We start from the raw sequence: 14,443 nt of genomic DNA, 5'->3' as shown, positions 1-14,443 counted from the left end.
ATAATATCATGAAACTAAAAATTTTACTTCTAACATTAGCCTCATTCATCATATTCAGTTCTTGCCAAAAAGGATTTGATAAACTGAATATTGACCCAACAGGATCAAAGGATGGTTATCCAAATCAGTTTATGTCAAGCGCATTGGTAAAAACTGTGGGTTACAATATGCAAAGGAATAGAACCTTCAATAATGAACTCATGCAGGTAACTGTTAACATGAGTGATGGTGAAGGTCGGGTCTTTCGTTATGATATCAGAAGAAACTGGTCCGATTATACTTGGAATAGCCATTACTTGAACATGTCTAATTACAAAGACATGTACAGTAAATCAACTCGAGGTGAAAACACCAATAAATCCTATCAAGGTATCTCTCTTGTACTTCAATCCTGGACATACTCCATCTTAACAGATACCTATGGTGATATTCCTTATTCCGGGTCAATTCTTGGTCGAGACTCATTGAATTTCGAACCGCAATTTGATCCACAATTTGAAATCTATAAAGATATATTTGACAAATTAGATACAGCTAACGCTTATTTGGCAACTAACCAGTCAATTGATCCTACTCATGATCCTGTTTATAGTGGAAATGTCAATAACTGGCGAAGATTTAGTAATTCACTGTACCTGAGACTTTTGTTGCGTGTTGTCCACAAAGAGGAAATAAAGGAATTTGCTACTCAAAAGATCCAAGAGATTTTGGAGACAAAAAGAGCAGAATATCCCATAATATCTAAAAATGAAGAATCCGCTATTTTAAGATGGACTGGAAATGGAGCCTATATATCACCATTTATGCTTACACGGGTCCAAGATTTCCGTGCGGTCGCGATAGCGGAATTCTTTATTGATTTCTTAAGAGATTCCAATGATCCCAGGCTTAACATCCCAGAATATGGTACCGGCAATGTAAATAGATTGGGAATTGCACCAATTAGTGGAAGCTATACAGGAGTGCCTAGCGGATATGAACCAGGAAATGAAGATGTTACAAAAATGTCGTATTTCTATTCTGCTGACCAGCAGGGAGGGGTAAATAGTCTGCAGAAGGAGCCTCTAACTGGGATGATGTTGAACTTCTCAGAAGTGGAGTTTATTAAAGCTGAGGCTATCCTTAAAGGGATAATTAAGGGCAATGTTCGAGAAGCCTTTTATAGCGGGGTAGAGTCATGCATCAGACTATGGTTGCCGAATTGGAAAGGCAATGCTCAATCCCATTTAGTTGCTTCTGACATAGATTGGAATGATAACGAGAATATAGAACAGAAAATGGAAAGATTGCACAGACAGAAATATTATGCCCTGTTTATGGTTGACAACCAACAGTGGTTTGAACATAGAAGAACAGGTCACCCAATCTTACCAAAAGGGAAAGGACTGTCAAATAACGGTGAAATGCCAGCAAGAATGACTTATCCTGTATATGTACAATCCACTAATTCCAAGAATTATAGAGCCGCCATTGAAAGGCAAGGTCCTGATGAAATGAATACTAAAGTCTGGTGGCAAAAACCATAAATAATATCCAATGAAAAATATATTTTTAAAAATAACCTTTGCAATCCTTTTGATCAGTTCAATCATTGGGTGTGTAAAAAACCAATTATCCCGGCGGAGTCGTAAGTCCATATATTGGTTTATATGATGTCAGGACTATATTCAAAGGCAAGCCTGTTCAACTAAATGTGCAATCTCTTGGAGGTTCCTCCAAGATTGCTGTCACTGTGATTTCAGATCATCAAGCAGATAATCTGCCTAAAGATTTGTTGATCGTACAAGATAAAAGGAGGCTAAATTTTAGTCGAGGTATAGCTATAAATATTGGTTCAGATGCCAAGAGCTATGTACCTGGAGATTCATTGATAATTGATATTGAAGGCTCAACCCTAGATCGAGTAGATGGAATCCTTCAGATAAAAAATATAACCAACAATAAAATTAGTAAAGTAGCTTCTGACAGACCTGTTGCAGTGACATTGACGAATACAGCAAGAATAGCAGCGAATCCTGACCATTTTGAAAGTACGTTGGTAGCACTTGTAAAAGCAGGCGTTGGATATACGCCAAAAGAAGGACAGGTCATTTCTGGAGATTTTGAAATAAATGATGGTTTCGGAACAATCAATGTGCAAACTGACCCTAATTCTCCTATTGCTAAATTGCCGCAGTTGAGAATGGCTAATTATTTTGGGATCATCTTTATCAAAAAAGATGGTGACAAATTAGTGCCGTATCATAGGTTGAGAAGCAGTAAGGATTTGATAGAATTGAAATCTGTTTACAAAACTCCAAAGGTAATCATTACTGGATGGATGAATGATCCTGCAGGTTCTGACTCCAACCATGAATATATGCAATTTATGGCGACTGAGGATATTGACTTTTCCAAAACACCCATGTCCGTTGTAACCAATAACAACGCAACACGTGCAAGACCTACAGGTGTGCCTCAAAAAGGTTGGGCAACAGGGGGAATGAGAACATATAAGTTCGATTTAACAAAAGGTAAAGTTCAGAAAGGAAAGCTTTTTTACGTGGGAGGATCGAATAAGCTGATCAACGGTAATGGATCTACTAGTATCAAAGAAGCTAATTGGATTCAATCCTACGATTACTCTAAGAATAACGGATTTGACTTTGGTAATAGAACTTCAAACTTATTAGCAAATAGTGGATTTGCGTACGGAATTGCAATTTTTGAAGGAACTAAAATAGATGATAAATCAATTCCTGAAGACGTGGTTTTTGTAGCAACAGGTGGAAGTCTGTATGCTGATAATAAAGGATATAGAATTGCTAATACGGATGTATACGATATTATCAATCCTTTGACTTTAGAGGAACAGCCGTTCTACAGAAGTGGAACCAATACAAATGCACATACCTATAATACTCCGGCAAACCTCGGACATTTTAATTATATGGGTGGAGAATACAACCTCACATTGGGAAGATGGACGAAAGTAAGGGTGAAACATAACCCGATCCTTACTAAACAATCATTATTGTCAGAGATTGAAGATCCTGAGTTCTTAACTAAGCTAGTAGAATAGACCAATCATAACAAAAGCAAAACCCGTCAATTTCTGACGGGTTTTCGTTTTTAATATAAAGCCATTTCTAAGTGAGGAATATCATCCTCCAAGTAAACATCGCTTTCTATTTTAAAGCCAAAATTGGTATAGAATCGTTTGAGATATTCCTGGGCGCTAATTCTAATAGGAACTTCTGGAAACTCATTCTTCAAATAGGCAATCGCACGCTCCATAAGTTCTTGACCATACTTATGCTGTCTATGATCAGCATGGACAACCACTCTTCCAATCGAACTGCAATTAGGGTAGGAGACATCAGGAGGCAAAAGCCTAGCGTAAGCTAAACATTGGTCTTCTTCAACCAAATAAAGGTGCTCGCCTTTCAAGTCTTTATCATCACATTCCGGATATAGACAATCTTGCTCCAGCATAAAAACATTGATCCTTAATTGCAAAATTTTATAGAGCTCCAAGGAACTAAGGTCTGAAAAGGATTTAATCCTCCATTCCATATCTTAACTCAATAATGATTTTACAACCTCCGAAATCGTTCTCCCATCTGCTTGACCAGCCAATTTTTGATTTGCTGCACCCATTACTTTTCCCATGTCTTTAATGGAAGAAGCTCCAGTTTCTGCAATAATTCCTTTTACTACATTTTCAATGGCATCACGATCTAATTGTTTGGGTAGGAATTCCTCAATTACTTCCAATTCTTCAATCTCGATCGTGTAAAGGTCTTTTCTGTCTTGTTGCTGATAGATTTCAGCAGATTCTTTGCGTTGTTTCGCAAGTTTTTGCAATACCTTGATTTCGCCGTCCTCAGTTAGTTGTTCTGCATGGCCTTTCTCAGTATTAGCTAATAGTATTGCAGCTTTGATAGCACGCAATCCACGTAATCTTACATTGTCTTTAGCGATCATCGCCGCTTTAATATCTTGATTGATTTTTGCTTCTAATGACATCTTCTTTTATTTATTTTCTAATTACTAATGTTCCGTTTGCTTGTGCTGTTGGCATAACCAACAAGTCATTTATATTAACATGTTTTGGTCTCGAAAGTACAAATGATACAATCTCTGCTATATCTTGTCCAGTAAGCGGAGTCAATCCGTGATAAACACTTTTTGCTCTATCCTTATCCCCATGAAATCGTACCTCTGAAAATTCTGTTTCAACCATACCCGGGTCAATGCTGGTCACTTTGATGCCTTTTGACAGCAAATCAATTCGCATTGCCTTGGTCAATGCATCTACAGCATGTTTAGTAGCACAATATACATTTCCATTAGGATAAACCTCTTTCCCTGCTATTGAACCTAGGTTGATGATGTGAGCTTGTTCACTGCCAGCCATCATTGGAATTACATATTTGGTCACATAAAGCAACCCTTTTACATTCGTGTCAATCATCCGGTCCCAATCTCCGATCTGACCGTCTTGAATCGCATCCAAACCCTGACTCAGACCTGCATTATTGATCAGAATATCAATGTTCTTCCATTCTTCAGGCAAGTTTGACAAGGTAGTTTCCACTTCTTCAGAATTCCGAACATCCAATTTAAAAGTATGGGTCTCAGAATTCGGATTGATTGTCTTTATCTTTTGCGTCAACTCTTCCAGTTTCTCTACCCTTCTGGCACAAAGCAAAAACCTATATTTATTTTCTTTAGCCAATTCTAGGGCACAAGATTCTCCAATACCCGAGCTAGCACCTGTGATTAAAACTGTCCTCATTATTATTTATTTATTTTAATTTTTACACCTCACTTTTTGATAAATTTTCAATAAGATTTACCGCTTGATGTAATGTTTGACTTTCAACAAAGATACAACAAAGTGACTAGAAATTTTTGTCATTCGGGAACCTGTTGTGAACCTAAAGAATACTTAAAGTGGCTTAACTCATTGACTATGAATATTTGAGATGAATTGATGTCAAAACAACCCTTTTAAATATGCTTCGGGTAGGTTATTCACAATGGTCAATCTTATCCACATTCCTCTAAAATACTGATTCTGAATGCTTAAATTTATTTGTTAACAGGTTCTTCACAATCATTGTTAATTATTAGTCCCTGTTTTTCAACCGCTATAGCATGATTGTTGGAGCACCTAATTTTGACTGTTAAAAACTTGATGGCAGGGCAGCTTTTATTTTTATTACATTTGTTACCCTATCCTTGAAAAACAAGGTGAATCAAGCCGAGAAATATTTTTAGTATGTCTTTAGAAAACGAATTTACAAACAATGCGTCAGGGCAACCTAGTCGTGCAAACTTCAACAAAAAAAGAACGAGCTTAAACAAATTGGTCTCCGGACTGGGTAAGCTCCCTCCACAGGCTTTGGACTTGGAAGAAGCCGTGTTGGGTGCTCTTATGTTGGAAAAAAATGCGCTTAGTGAAGTCATCGACATCCTTAAGCCAGATTCATTCTATAAAGAAGCACACCAAAAAATATTCCAAGCAATCTATAACCTTTTCCAAAAAACATCTCCAATAGATATCTTGACTGTTGTCGCTGAATTGCGTCAAATGGGATCCTTGGAAATGGTGGGAGGAGCTTATTATATTACACAACTGACAGATCGTGTAGTATCTGCAGCAAATATCGAATACCACGCACGCATTATTTCCCAAAAATATATCCAAAGGGAACTGATAAAAGTATCAACCGAGATTATCAACTCATCCTATGATGAAACATCTGATATCTTCGACCTTTTGGATCATGCCGAAAAATCATTGTTTGATATTGCCCAAAATAACTTGAGAAGAGACTCAAGAAAAATGGACGATATCATGCGAGAAGCAATTTCTTCATTGGAACTGCTACGCGACAAAACCGACGGATTAACAGGTATACCTTCGGGTTTGACTGCCTTAGATCGTATGACATCTGGTTGGCAACCTTCCGATTTGGTCATCATTGCGGCTCGTCCTGCAATGGGTAAAACAGCATTCGTACTTTCAGTAGCACGGAATGCTGCGGTAGATCACGACAAACCAGTGGCGGTATTCTCTCTGGAGATGTCATCTGTACAGTTGGTTAATCGTCTGATCGCTGGTGAAACTGAAATCGAACAAGAGAAACTCAAAAAAGGAAACCTTGCTGACCATGAGTGGCAACAATTGCACTCTAGAATCGGTCGATTGACTGAAGCTCCTTTGATCATTGATGATACCCCGGCATTGAACGTCTTCGAATTCCGTGCGAAATGTAGACGTCTAAAAGCGCAATACGATATCCAAATGGTCATTGTCGATTACTTGCAGTTGATGCACGGTAAAGGTGACGGAAAAGGCGGGGGTGGTAACCGTGAGCAAGAGATCGGTAGTATCTCACGTGCGCTGAAGTCAGTAGCAAAAGAATTGAATATACCTGTGCTTGCCCTTTCACAGTTGAGCCGTGCCGTTGAATCTAGACCTGGAAACAGTAAAAGACCAATGTTGTCCGACCTTCGTGAATCTGGATCTATTGAGCAGGATGCCGATATGGTACTTTTCTTATATCGTCCAGAATACTATGGACTTCTAGAAGATGAAGAAGGTAGATCAACAGTAGGTGTGGGAGAAGTAATTATCGCAAAACACCGTAACGGTGAGACCGGTATCGTACCGTTAAGGTTCGTAGGTAAGTATGTGAAGTTCGTAGACCTGGAAGATGACTTCTCAGGAATGAGCAATGATGGCGGAAGCTTTAATGACTTTGGCGGTGGAATGGGAAGTGCCATTCAGCCTTCAGGAAACTTCGGAAATTTCGGCGGTGGAATTACAATGCCTTCCAGAATGAATGATATGCCGGATGATGCACCGTTTTAATAGTATTTAGTAGAAAGTATTTAGACCGGTTTATGGTTAGATATTGAACACCAAAGGATATAGCGGACAATTGTCCGCTTTTTTTATCTATTTAGCATTCTGAAGTAAGAATCTAATCCATTTCATATTTTATCACTTCACATCAAAATCAAAGTATTGATCCTTGAATGGTTCATTTTTCAATGTATAGTGCCACCATTCTTCTTCTATCGCTTTGAAACCATGTTTTTCCATAATGTTGCGTAAGACCTTTCGATTGTTCCTTTGTTCTTCGGTAAGATTTTTATAATCATGATGAGAGGGCTCTCCGAAAAAGTCGAAACCAGTACCCATGTCGAGTTCTGTTTTGTCATCTAGCTTTATTATTGTAAGGTCGATCGTGCTGCCTCGACTATGACCAGACTTCTCAGCAATATATCCAAGCTTAAACAAATCTCTTTTGTCAACATTTGGATAAAACTCTTGTTTTGCCAAGGTGTCTGCAATGTCCAATGCCCATGCCTTAAAATTATTTACCGCTTTTTGGGGTCTGTAAGCATCAAAAACTTTGATTCCAAATCCTTTACTATTAAGTTCTTTCTGTATAGCCATCATTGCAGTTGCTGCTTCTTTTGTGATATAAACTCTCACAGCATCATATCCATCCACCGGCCGGCCCAAAAAATTATGACTTCCGTGATAACGTAGGTCTATTTCCATATTGGGTATGGACGTTTTGAGGTCAACAAATGAAGCAGGAATTTCTTTTTGAACAGCACAGGAAAATAGAAAAACGGAAATAAGAACTGCCTTAAGAAATAGAATATGTTTTGTCATATTTAGGATTATTAGATTTTACGATAGTAGAAAATTAAAGATATTTTAGGATTTTTGAATCAATAATGAGAAAGAAAATAGATTTACAGAGTTGGCCAAGGAAAGAACATTTTGAGTTCTTTTCAAAATTTTCTGAACCCTTCCATGGGATTACCGTTGAACTGGACCTGACTACAGCCTATAATCAGGCGAAGAAAAAATCACAATCTTTTTTTCTGTACTATTTGTACAGAGCCTTGAAAGCAATGAATGAAATGGAGCAGTTCAGGCTCAGGATAGAGGATGGTGAGCCTTATCTGTATGATCAAGTGCATGTTTCCAGTACCGTTTTGCGTCCTGATGAAACCTTCGGATTCTCTTATATAGATTATAATGATGATGAAAATTTGTTCTTGGAAGATGCAAAGAAGGAAATCGAAAAAGTACAGAATTCTTCTGGCCTTTATTTGGAAGGGGCAAGGATTAATGAAGTTCATTGTTCTGCCTTGCCTTGGGTAAATTTCACGTCACTTTCGCATGCACGGAGTTTTGATTATCCTGATTCTTGCCCAAAAATCTCCTTCGGAAAGTTGATGGATAAAGATGGAAAAAAGACGATGTCGATCTCATTGCATGTGCACCATGCCTTGGTCGATGGGCTTCATGTAGGTAGGTTTATGGAGCGTTACCAAGCGCTTCTGAATGCCCTGAGCTAACATTCTGCTATCTTCTTGTCACTGTGGATAAAAGTTCTAGTATAGTACGTCTATTTTTATTAAATTTGAGTCCCCATTTTTGAGGCATTACAAAAGATAAATTTAGGAGAGCATTTTGGATTTTTTAGCAGGACTGAACCCCTCACAACGAGCCGCAGTTGAACAGACAGAAGGTCCAGTAATGATTGTTGCTGGTGCAGGATCTGGAAAAACGCGGGTAATTACCTATAGAGTAGCCCATTTAATACAAAAAGGAGTAGATCCTTTCAATATATTGGTGTTGACCTTTACAAATAAGGCCGCAAAAGAAATGCGTGAGCGTATCATGAAAGTGGTCGGCTCAGAAGCCAAGAATATTTGGATGGGAACATTCCACTCTGTCTTTGCGCGTATTTTGAGAGTTGAAGCTGAACTTTTGGGATACCCCAAAAATTTCACCATCTATGATACCGATGATACCAAAAGCTTGCTGAGAGCAATTATTAAAGAATTAAACCTGGACGACAAGCTCTATAATGCTAACCACGTTTATGGTAGGATATCTTCGGCAAAAAACAACCTTATTTCTCCACAAGAATACAATAAGAACGAGGCAATACTAGCTGAGGATAATGCTAATGGCCGAGGACAATTAGGACAAATCTATATGACCTATGCACAACGATGTTACCGTGCGGGTGCGATGGACTTTGATGATCTCCTGTTCAAAACCAATGTGCTATTGAATAAATACCCTGATGTATTGCATAAATATCAGCACCAGTTTAAATACCTAATGGTAGATGAGTACCAGGATACAAACTTTTCACAATACTTGATCGTCAAGAGATTGGCGGCAGTCAATGAAAATATTTGTGTAGTAGGTGATGATGCTCAAAGTATCTATGCATTCCGAGGGGCCAACATCCAGAATATCTTGAACTTCCAAAAAGATTATCCAGATGTTAAGGTGTTCAAATTGGAACAAAATTATCGTTCGACCAAAACAATCGTTAATGCTGCAAATAGTATTATCGCAAATAATAAAAACCAACTCGAGAAGAATGTATTTTCCGATAATGAGGATGGTGAAAAAATAAAAGTAAGCCGTGCATTTTCTGATAACGAAGAAGGAAAGATTGTTGCAGAAGCGATTTCTCAAGAAAAATCACTCAAGAGTCTAAAGTATAAGGACTTTGCAATCCTTTACCGTACCAATGCCCAATCGAGGTCCTTGGAGGAAGCATTGAGAAAAATTAACATCCCGTATAAGCTTTACGGTGGAACTTCGTTTTATCAACGTAAGGAAATTAAAGATTTAATTGCTTATTTTAGGCTGACATTTAATCCTAATGACGAGGAAGCACTGAAAAGAGTGATCAATTATCCTCGCCGCGGAATAGGTGATACAACTGTTGAGCGTATTATGGTTGCAGCAGACCAACAACAAGTGAGGTTGTGGGATGTAGTAGCAAACGCGCAAATGTTCCTTGACGGAAGAAGTGCTGCATCTGTGTCCAATTTTGGATTGATGATCCAAAGTTTCCAAGCAACAGCAAAAACTAATACTGCATTTGATACCGCAATGCACATTGCACAACATTCCGGAATCCTGAAAGATCTGTATGAAGATAAGTCGGTCGAAGGATTGGCTCGTTACGAAAATATCCAGGAATTGTTGAACGGTATCAAGGAGTTCTCTGAAAGAGAAGACTTAGAAGAGAAAGGTTTGGATATCTTTATGCAGGATATCGCCCTGTTGACCAATGATGACAACGATAAGGATCCAAATGCTGATACGGTCTCATTGATGACCATTCACTCTTCAAAAGGATTGGAGTTTCCGGTGGTTCATATTGTAGGGTTGGAGGAAAACTTGTTTCCATCGCAGCTATCCTTAAATTCAAGGTCAGAACTGGAGGAGGAACGTCGGTTGTTCTACGTTGCTGTGACACGTGCAGAAAAAAAATTGCATCTATCTTATGCAACATCAAGATACCGTTGGGGCACTTTGAACAACTGTGAGCCAAGTCGTTTCTTGGATGAACTGAACCCAAGTTGTTTGGACCTAGACTTCAAACCTCGGAGCTCAGCAATGCAGGATGATGATTTCGGATCAGAAAGGGTTCAATGGCAACGGAAAGAAAATAGCAATCCTTCGGGCGATGTTTTCTCAAAACCAAAGCCGAAAGTAGTGAAGACAACTTCGATCTTGCCAAAAGCCCATGTACCGAGCCCTGGATTCGCTCCATCGGATACATCAGGCCTACAAGTAGGAATGGAAGTAGAACATGAACGCTTCGGATTTGGTAAAGTCATTAACTTAGAAGGTAATAAACCCGACATAAAAGCAACTATTTTTTTCAAAGAGTTGGGACAGAAGCAATTGTTGCTTAAATTTGCGAAGCTTAGAATAGTAAATTAAACCCAATTAACATTACATATTTAACACCTATATAGGGTTAGAGCAAAAAAAACATATGATTTTTGATTATAACAGCACTAGACCAAAGTTGATTTTGGCTGAATATGGCCGAAATGTACAGAATATGGTTGACTATATCTGCACACTGTCAGATAGAGAAGAAAGAAACCGTTTGGCTCAGGTGGTCATTGATATGATGGGTGTATTGAACCCACATCTTCGTGATGTATCTGATTTTAAACATAAACTTTGGGACCATCTATACATTATCTCAGATTTTAAAATTGATGTGGATTCCCCATATCCTATTCCTACAAAAGAAAATATCCATCACAAACCTGAACCACTGAATTATCCTACGCATAATATCAGGTTCAAGCATTATGGCCACACCGTGGAAGATATGATCAAGAAAACATTGAACATATCTAACCCAGAAGCTAAATTGAAGATGACCCTAAGTATTGCCAACTTCATGAAAATGGCATACCTAACTTGGAACAAGGATACAGTTTCCGATGATCAGATCCTCCAAGATCTACGTACATTGTCTAATGGCGAATTAGCATTGCCATCGGATACAGTATTGACCAAGCTTGATTTCAAGACCCCGCCTCCAGGGAATCGTGTTAAAACCTCAGGAAGTAGCAACAATAATCAGCAGCAAAACAAGTCGCAAAACAACTACAACAACAAGAGGAACAACAACAATAACAACAATAACAAGAGACCCTCGAACAATAACAACAATAACAGACAAAAGAAAAGTTATAAATAAGACCTCTGAAAGAAGCAATTGAAAAACTTATTTACAATTGCTTTTTTCATATTGGTATGATATGAATTGAACAGACCTTTCAGTATGCTCTATCTGTAGGTTTGGTTGATATGAAAAACTATGAATGCATTTGAAATTTACGGTGGCAAACCATTAAAAGGAGAAATTGTTCCTCAAGGAGCGAAAAATGAAGCATTACAAATTATCTCAGCAGTATTATTGACTGAAGAGAAAATGACCATCAGTAATATCCCTGATATAAAAGACGTCAACAAATTAATCGATCTTCTGATCGCATTAGGAGTGGATGTTAATAGGGTAAATGGTGATACTTATGAGTTTGAAGCAAAGAACATTAATATAGACTACTTCCAATCGGAAGAGTTCAAGAAAAAAGGGGGTAGCCTCCGTGGATCTATTATGATCGTTGGGCCGCTATTGGCGCGCTTTGGAAAAGCAGCAATCCCTAAACCAGGAGGTGACAAAATCGGACGCCGTCGTTTGGATACCCACTTCTTAGGATTTGAAAAATTAGGCGCCAAATTCGTATACGACGCTGAAAACCATTTTTTCAACGTGGATGCCACACAGCTAAAAGGAACATATATCCTGTTAGATGAAGCATCGGTTACTGGTACTGCCAACATAGTAATGGCTGCAGTGCTTGCCAAAGGTGTAACAACAATTTACAATGCTGCTTGTGAACCATATTTGCAACAGCTGTGTAAGATGTTAAACAGAATGGGTGCAAACATCTCCGGAATAGGATCGAATTTATTGACTATTGAAGGTGTCGAAAAATTGGGCGGAACAAGTCATAGAATGCTCCCTGACATGATTGAGATCGGTTCATTCATCGGGTTGGCCGCAATGACAGGATCTGAGATTACAATTAAAGATGTGTGTTTCAAAGAATTGGGAATTATACCTTCGGTATTCTCAAGATTAGGGATCAAATTTGAGCTCAAAGGTGATGATATCTTCATCCCTGCGCAGGAAAATTATGAAATCGATACATTTATCGATGGATCAATCCTTACTATTTCCGACGCACCATGGCCAGGATTTACACCAGATTTGTTGAGTATTGTCCTTGTAACTGCTATTCAGGCAAAAGGAAATGTTTTAATACACCAAAAAATGTTTGAAAGCAGGTTGTTCTTTGTCGATAAATTGATCGATATGGGAGCACAGATCATACTATGTGACCCACATAGGGCGACAGTGATCGGCTTGAACAAACAGAACAAATTGCGCGGAATTGAGATGACATCTCCAGATATCCGTGCTGGAGTATCATTGTTGATCGCAGCACTATCAGCTCAAGGAAAATCAGTAATCTACAATATCGAACAGATAGAACGTGGTTACCAACATATCGAAGACCGCTTAAAAGCACTGGGAGCAGATATCAGAAGAATCGAAGCACAGCCTGCAGGACACTAGGTTAAAGAATTGTCTGACTTTTGTTAAAAAAGTTACAATTGTTTGAATATCTAGTAAGTTGATATATTTTTGTGATGAAATTAATTGTTCAAACAAACAAATGAAAAAAATCACATTATTATCTGCAATTGCAGCATTAGTACTAGCATCATGTGCTGGAAACCCTGAAGGAAAAAAAGCTGAAACATCTGATTCAGTTGAAGTTACTCAAACAGAAGTAGCTGGAGCTACTTACAATGTAGATACTACAGCATCAAAAGTAGTATGGACAGGTACAAAAGTTACTGGTAAACACACTGGTACAGTAAACATTAAAAACGGTACTGTTACTGTTGATAATGGTAAATTAACAGGTGCTAATGTTGTTCTTGATATGACTACAATCAGCTCAACTGACTTGGAAGGTGAATTCAAAGAGAAATTGGACGGTCACTTAAAAGCAGATGATTTCTTCGGAGTAGAAACTCACCCTGAAGCATCATTCACTGTTACTGAGGTAAAACCAGGTGCAACTGAAAATGACCTTACAATCTCTGGTAACCTAGTTATCAAAGGTGTGAGCAAAAACATTACTTTCGACGCTAAAGTACTTGAAGCTACTGAAACTGCTGTAAAAGCAACTGCAAACTTTAACATCACTAGAGCTGACTGGGGTGTTACTTACGAAGGTAAATCTGATGATTTGATCTCTAAAGAAATCAACTTCGATATTACTTTAGTAGCAAACAAATAAGAATTACACTTTTCTAAATATAGAAAGCCTTTGGTCATCGATCAAAGGCTTTCTTCATATAAAATAGGCTATACCACTGATTGGAACTCCATTCAAAGCATTTCATTGAAAAGCAGTTTTATAATGCATAGCGAGCACTTATTAAACGAATACAGCAAATAAAAAGACTATAAATATTATTTTTGCGTTTCAAAGATTGTGCTTATGAAAATTACATTGATCTGTATCGGTAAAACGGATGATCAACATATCGTCAAAGGAATTGAAATCTATACCAAGAGATTGAAACATTATGTCAATTTTCAGATTGTTACCATTCCTGATATCAAGAATTCAAAAAACCTATCAGAGAATCAACAAAAGGAAAAGGAAGCACAGTATTTGTTGAAGAATATCAGCAATCAGGATTACATAATCTTATTGGATGAAAGAGGGAAGGAGTATTCTTCGGTTGAATTCTCTAATTTCCTGGAGAAACAGATGATATCAAGTGTTACCCCACTTAGTTTTTATGATTGGAGGGCCATATGGCTTCGATGACAGCGTTTATCAACGTGCCAATGCAAAGATCTCTCTTTCTAGAATGACGTTCTCTCATCAAATGGTAAGGTTGTTTTTTGTAGAACAGATATACCGTGCATATACGATTATGAGAGGAGAACCTTATCATCACGAATAATTTTATGTAAATTGTATATAATTAGCA

12 protein-coding genes and 1 pseudogene are annotated in these 14,443 nt (G+C 38.0%); 9 read left to right on the top strand and 4 right to left on the bottom strand.

Annotation, left to right across the window (positions count from 1 at the left end; genetic code table 11):
- Positions 1-8: 8 nt before the first annotated feature.
- Together FGL31_RS17135 and FGL31_RS17130 are read left to right on the top strand one after the other, a co-directional pair.
- Positions 9-1,526 carry a SusD/RagB family nutrient-binding outer membrane lipoprotein gene (locus tag FGL31_RS17135; protein WP_138093279.1) on the top strand — a complete coding sequence of 506 codons (1,518 nt, stop codon included), beginning with the start codon at positions 9-11 and terminating at the stop codon, positions 1,524-1,526.
- A gap of 206 nt (positions 1,527-1,732) precedes the next feature.
- Positions 1,733-3,061, top strand: a complete 1,329-nt coding sequence (locus tag FGL31_RS17130) for a DUF5689 domain-containing protein (RefSeq protein ID WP_171017720.1) — start codon at positions 1,733-1,735, stop codon at positions 3,059-3,061.
- Between the two features lie 50 nt (positions 3,062-3,111).
- On the opposite strand, the gene FGL31_RS17125 is transcribed toward FGL31_RS17130, so the two are convergent.
- From FGL31_RS17125 to FGL31_RS17115, 3 genes are read right to left on the bottom strand one after another with little or no spacing between them, the layout of a single operon-like run.
- Positions 3,112-3,555: a GNAT family N-acetyltransferase gene (locus FGL31_RS17125; RefSeq protein ID WP_138093273.1), complete on the bottom strand. Its 444-nt coding sequence runs from the start codon at positions 3,553-3,555 to the stop codon at positions 3,112-3,114.
- Positions 3,556-3,558: 3 nt separating this feature from the next.
- On the bottom strand, positions 3,559-4,008 hold the full coding sequence (locus FGL31_RS17120; protein ID WP_099371701.1) for a GatB/YqeY domain-containing protein: 450 nt from the start codon (positions 4,006-4,008) through the stop codon (positions 3,559-3,561).
- 10 nt (positions 4,009-4,018) lie between these two features.
- Positions 4,019-4,780, bottom strand: coding sequence for an SDR family NAD(P)-dependent oxidoreductase (locus tag FGL31_RS17115; RefSeq protein ID WP_138093270.1), 762 nt, complete (start codon positions 4,778-4,780; stop codon positions 4,019-4,021).
- A gap of 486 nt (positions 4,781-5,266) precedes the next feature.
- Here FGL31_RS17115 and dnaB point away from each other — a divergent pair, with 486 nt between their 5' ends.
- Positions 5,267-6,865 (top strand): replicative DNA helicase, encoded by a 1,599-nt coding sequence (gene dnaB, locus FGL31_RS17110; RefSeq protein ID WP_138093267.1) that lies wholly within the window; start codon positions 5,267-5,269, stop codon positions 6,863-6,865.
- 132 nt (positions 6,866-6,997) lie between these two features.
- Here dnaB and FGL31_RS17105 read toward each other — a convergent pair whose 3' ends face one another.
- A complete protein-coding gene (locus FGL31_RS17105; RefSeq protein ID WP_138093264.1) occupies positions 6,998-7,681 on the bottom strand; it encodes a M15 family metallopeptidase in 684 nt (227 codons plus the stop codon).
- Positions 7,682-7,746: 65 nt separating this feature from the next.
- Between FGL31_RS17105 and FGL31_RS17100 the strand changes: the two genes are divergently transcribed.
- The 6 genes and pseudogenes from FGL31_RS17100 to rlmH all read left to right on the top strand — a co-directional run bounded on the left by FGL31_RS17100 (position 7,747) and on the right by rlmH (position 14,416).
- On the top strand, positions 7,747-8,376 hold the full coding sequence (locus tag FGL31_RS17100; protein ID WP_138093261.1) for a chloramphenicol acetyltransferase: 630 nt from the start codon (positions 7,747-7,749) through the stop codon (positions 8,374-8,376).
- A gap of 115 nt (positions 8,377-8,491) precedes the next feature.
- The gene (locus FGL31_RS17095) at positions 8,492-10,780 is read left to right on the top strand and encodes an ATP-dependent helicase (protein WP_138093258.1); all 2,289 of its coding nucleotides are present in this window, start codon (positions 8,492-8,494) and stop codon (positions 10,778-10,780) included.
- A 55-nt stretch (positions 10,781-10,835) separates the two neighbouring features.
- Entirely contained in the window at positions 10,836-11,558 is a 723-nt protein-coding gene (locus FGL31_RS17090) for a DUF4290 domain-containing protein (protein WP_099371695.1), read from the top strand.
- Between the two features lie 120 nt (positions 11,559-11,678).
- Positions 11,679-13,004 (top strand): UDP-N-acetylglucosamine 1-carboxyvinyltransferase, encoded by a 1,326-nt coding sequence (gene murA, locus FGL31_RS17085; RefSeq protein WP_099371694.1) that lies wholly within the window; start codon positions 11,679-11,681, stop codon positions 13,002-13,004.
- Between the two features lie 100 nt (positions 13,005-13,104).
- Positions 13,105-13,737, top strand: coding sequence for a YceI family protein (locus tag FGL31_RS17080; protein ID WP_138093255.1), 633 nt, complete (start codon positions 13,105-13,107; stop codon positions 13,735-13,737).
- A 204-nt stretch (positions 13,738-13,941) separates the two neighbouring features.
- A pseudogene (rlmH, locus tag FGL31_RS17075) lies at positions 13,942-14,416 on the top strand (23S rRNA (pseudouridine(1915)-N(3))-methyltransferase RlmH).
- The last annotated feature ends 27 nt before the right edge of the window (positions 14,417-14,443 follow it).

The sequence above is a fragment of the Sphingobacterium daejeonense genome, assembly GCF_901472535.1.
Classification (GTDB): domain Bacteria; phylum Bacteroidota; class Bacteroidia; order Sphingobacteriales; family Sphingobacteriaceae; genus Sphingobacterium; species Sphingobacterium daejeonense.
The sequence above is the reverse complement of the archived record's forward strand: the minus strand, read 5'-3'. Positions and strand labels throughout refer to the sequence as shown.

What these genes read in the sequence shown, in the direction of transcription:
- FGL31_RS17125 (WP_138093273.1), bottom strand. Translation starts at nt 3,555, where the DNA reads ATGGAATGGAGGATTAAATCCTTTTCAGACCTTAGTTCCTTGGAGCTC.
- FGL31_RS17080 (WP_138093255.1), top strand. Translation starts at nt 13,105, where the DNA reads ATGAAAAAAATCACATTATTATCTGCAATTGCAGCATTAGTACTAGCA.
- dnaB (WP_138093267.1), top strand. Translation starts at nt 5,267, where the DNA reads ATGTCTTTAGAAAACGAATTTACAAACAATGCGTCAGGGCAACCTAGT.
- FGL31_RS17115 (WP_138093270.1), bottom strand. Translation starts at nt 4,780, where the DNA reads ATGAGGACAGTTTTAATCACAGGTGCTAGCTCGGGTATTGGAGAATCT.
- FGL31_RS17090 (WP_099371695.1), top strand. Translation starts at nt 10,836, where the DNA reads ATGATTTTTGATTATAACAGCACTAGACCAAAGTTGATTTTGGCTGAA.
- FGL31_RS17105 (WP_138093264.1), bottom strand. Translation starts at nt 7,681, where the DNA reads ATGACAAAACATATTCTATTTCTTAAGGCAGTTCTTATTTCCGTTTTT.
- murA (WP_099371694.1), top strand. Translation starts at nt 11,679, where the DNA reads ATGAATGCATTTGAAATTTACGGTGGCAAACCATTAAAAGGAGAAATT.
- FGL31_RS17135 (WP_138093279.1), top strand. Translation starts at nt 9, where the DNA reads ATGAAACTAAAAATTTTACTTCTAACATTAGCCTCATTCATCATATTC.
- FGL31_RS17100 (WP_138093261.1), top strand. Translation starts at nt 7,747, where the DNA reads ATGAGAAAGAAAATAGATTTACAGAGTTGGCCAAGGAAAGAACATTTT.
- FGL31_RS17120 (WP_099371701.1), bottom strand. Translation starts at nt 4,008, where the DNA reads ATGTCATTAGAAGCAAAAATCAATCAAGATATTAAAGCGGCGATGATC.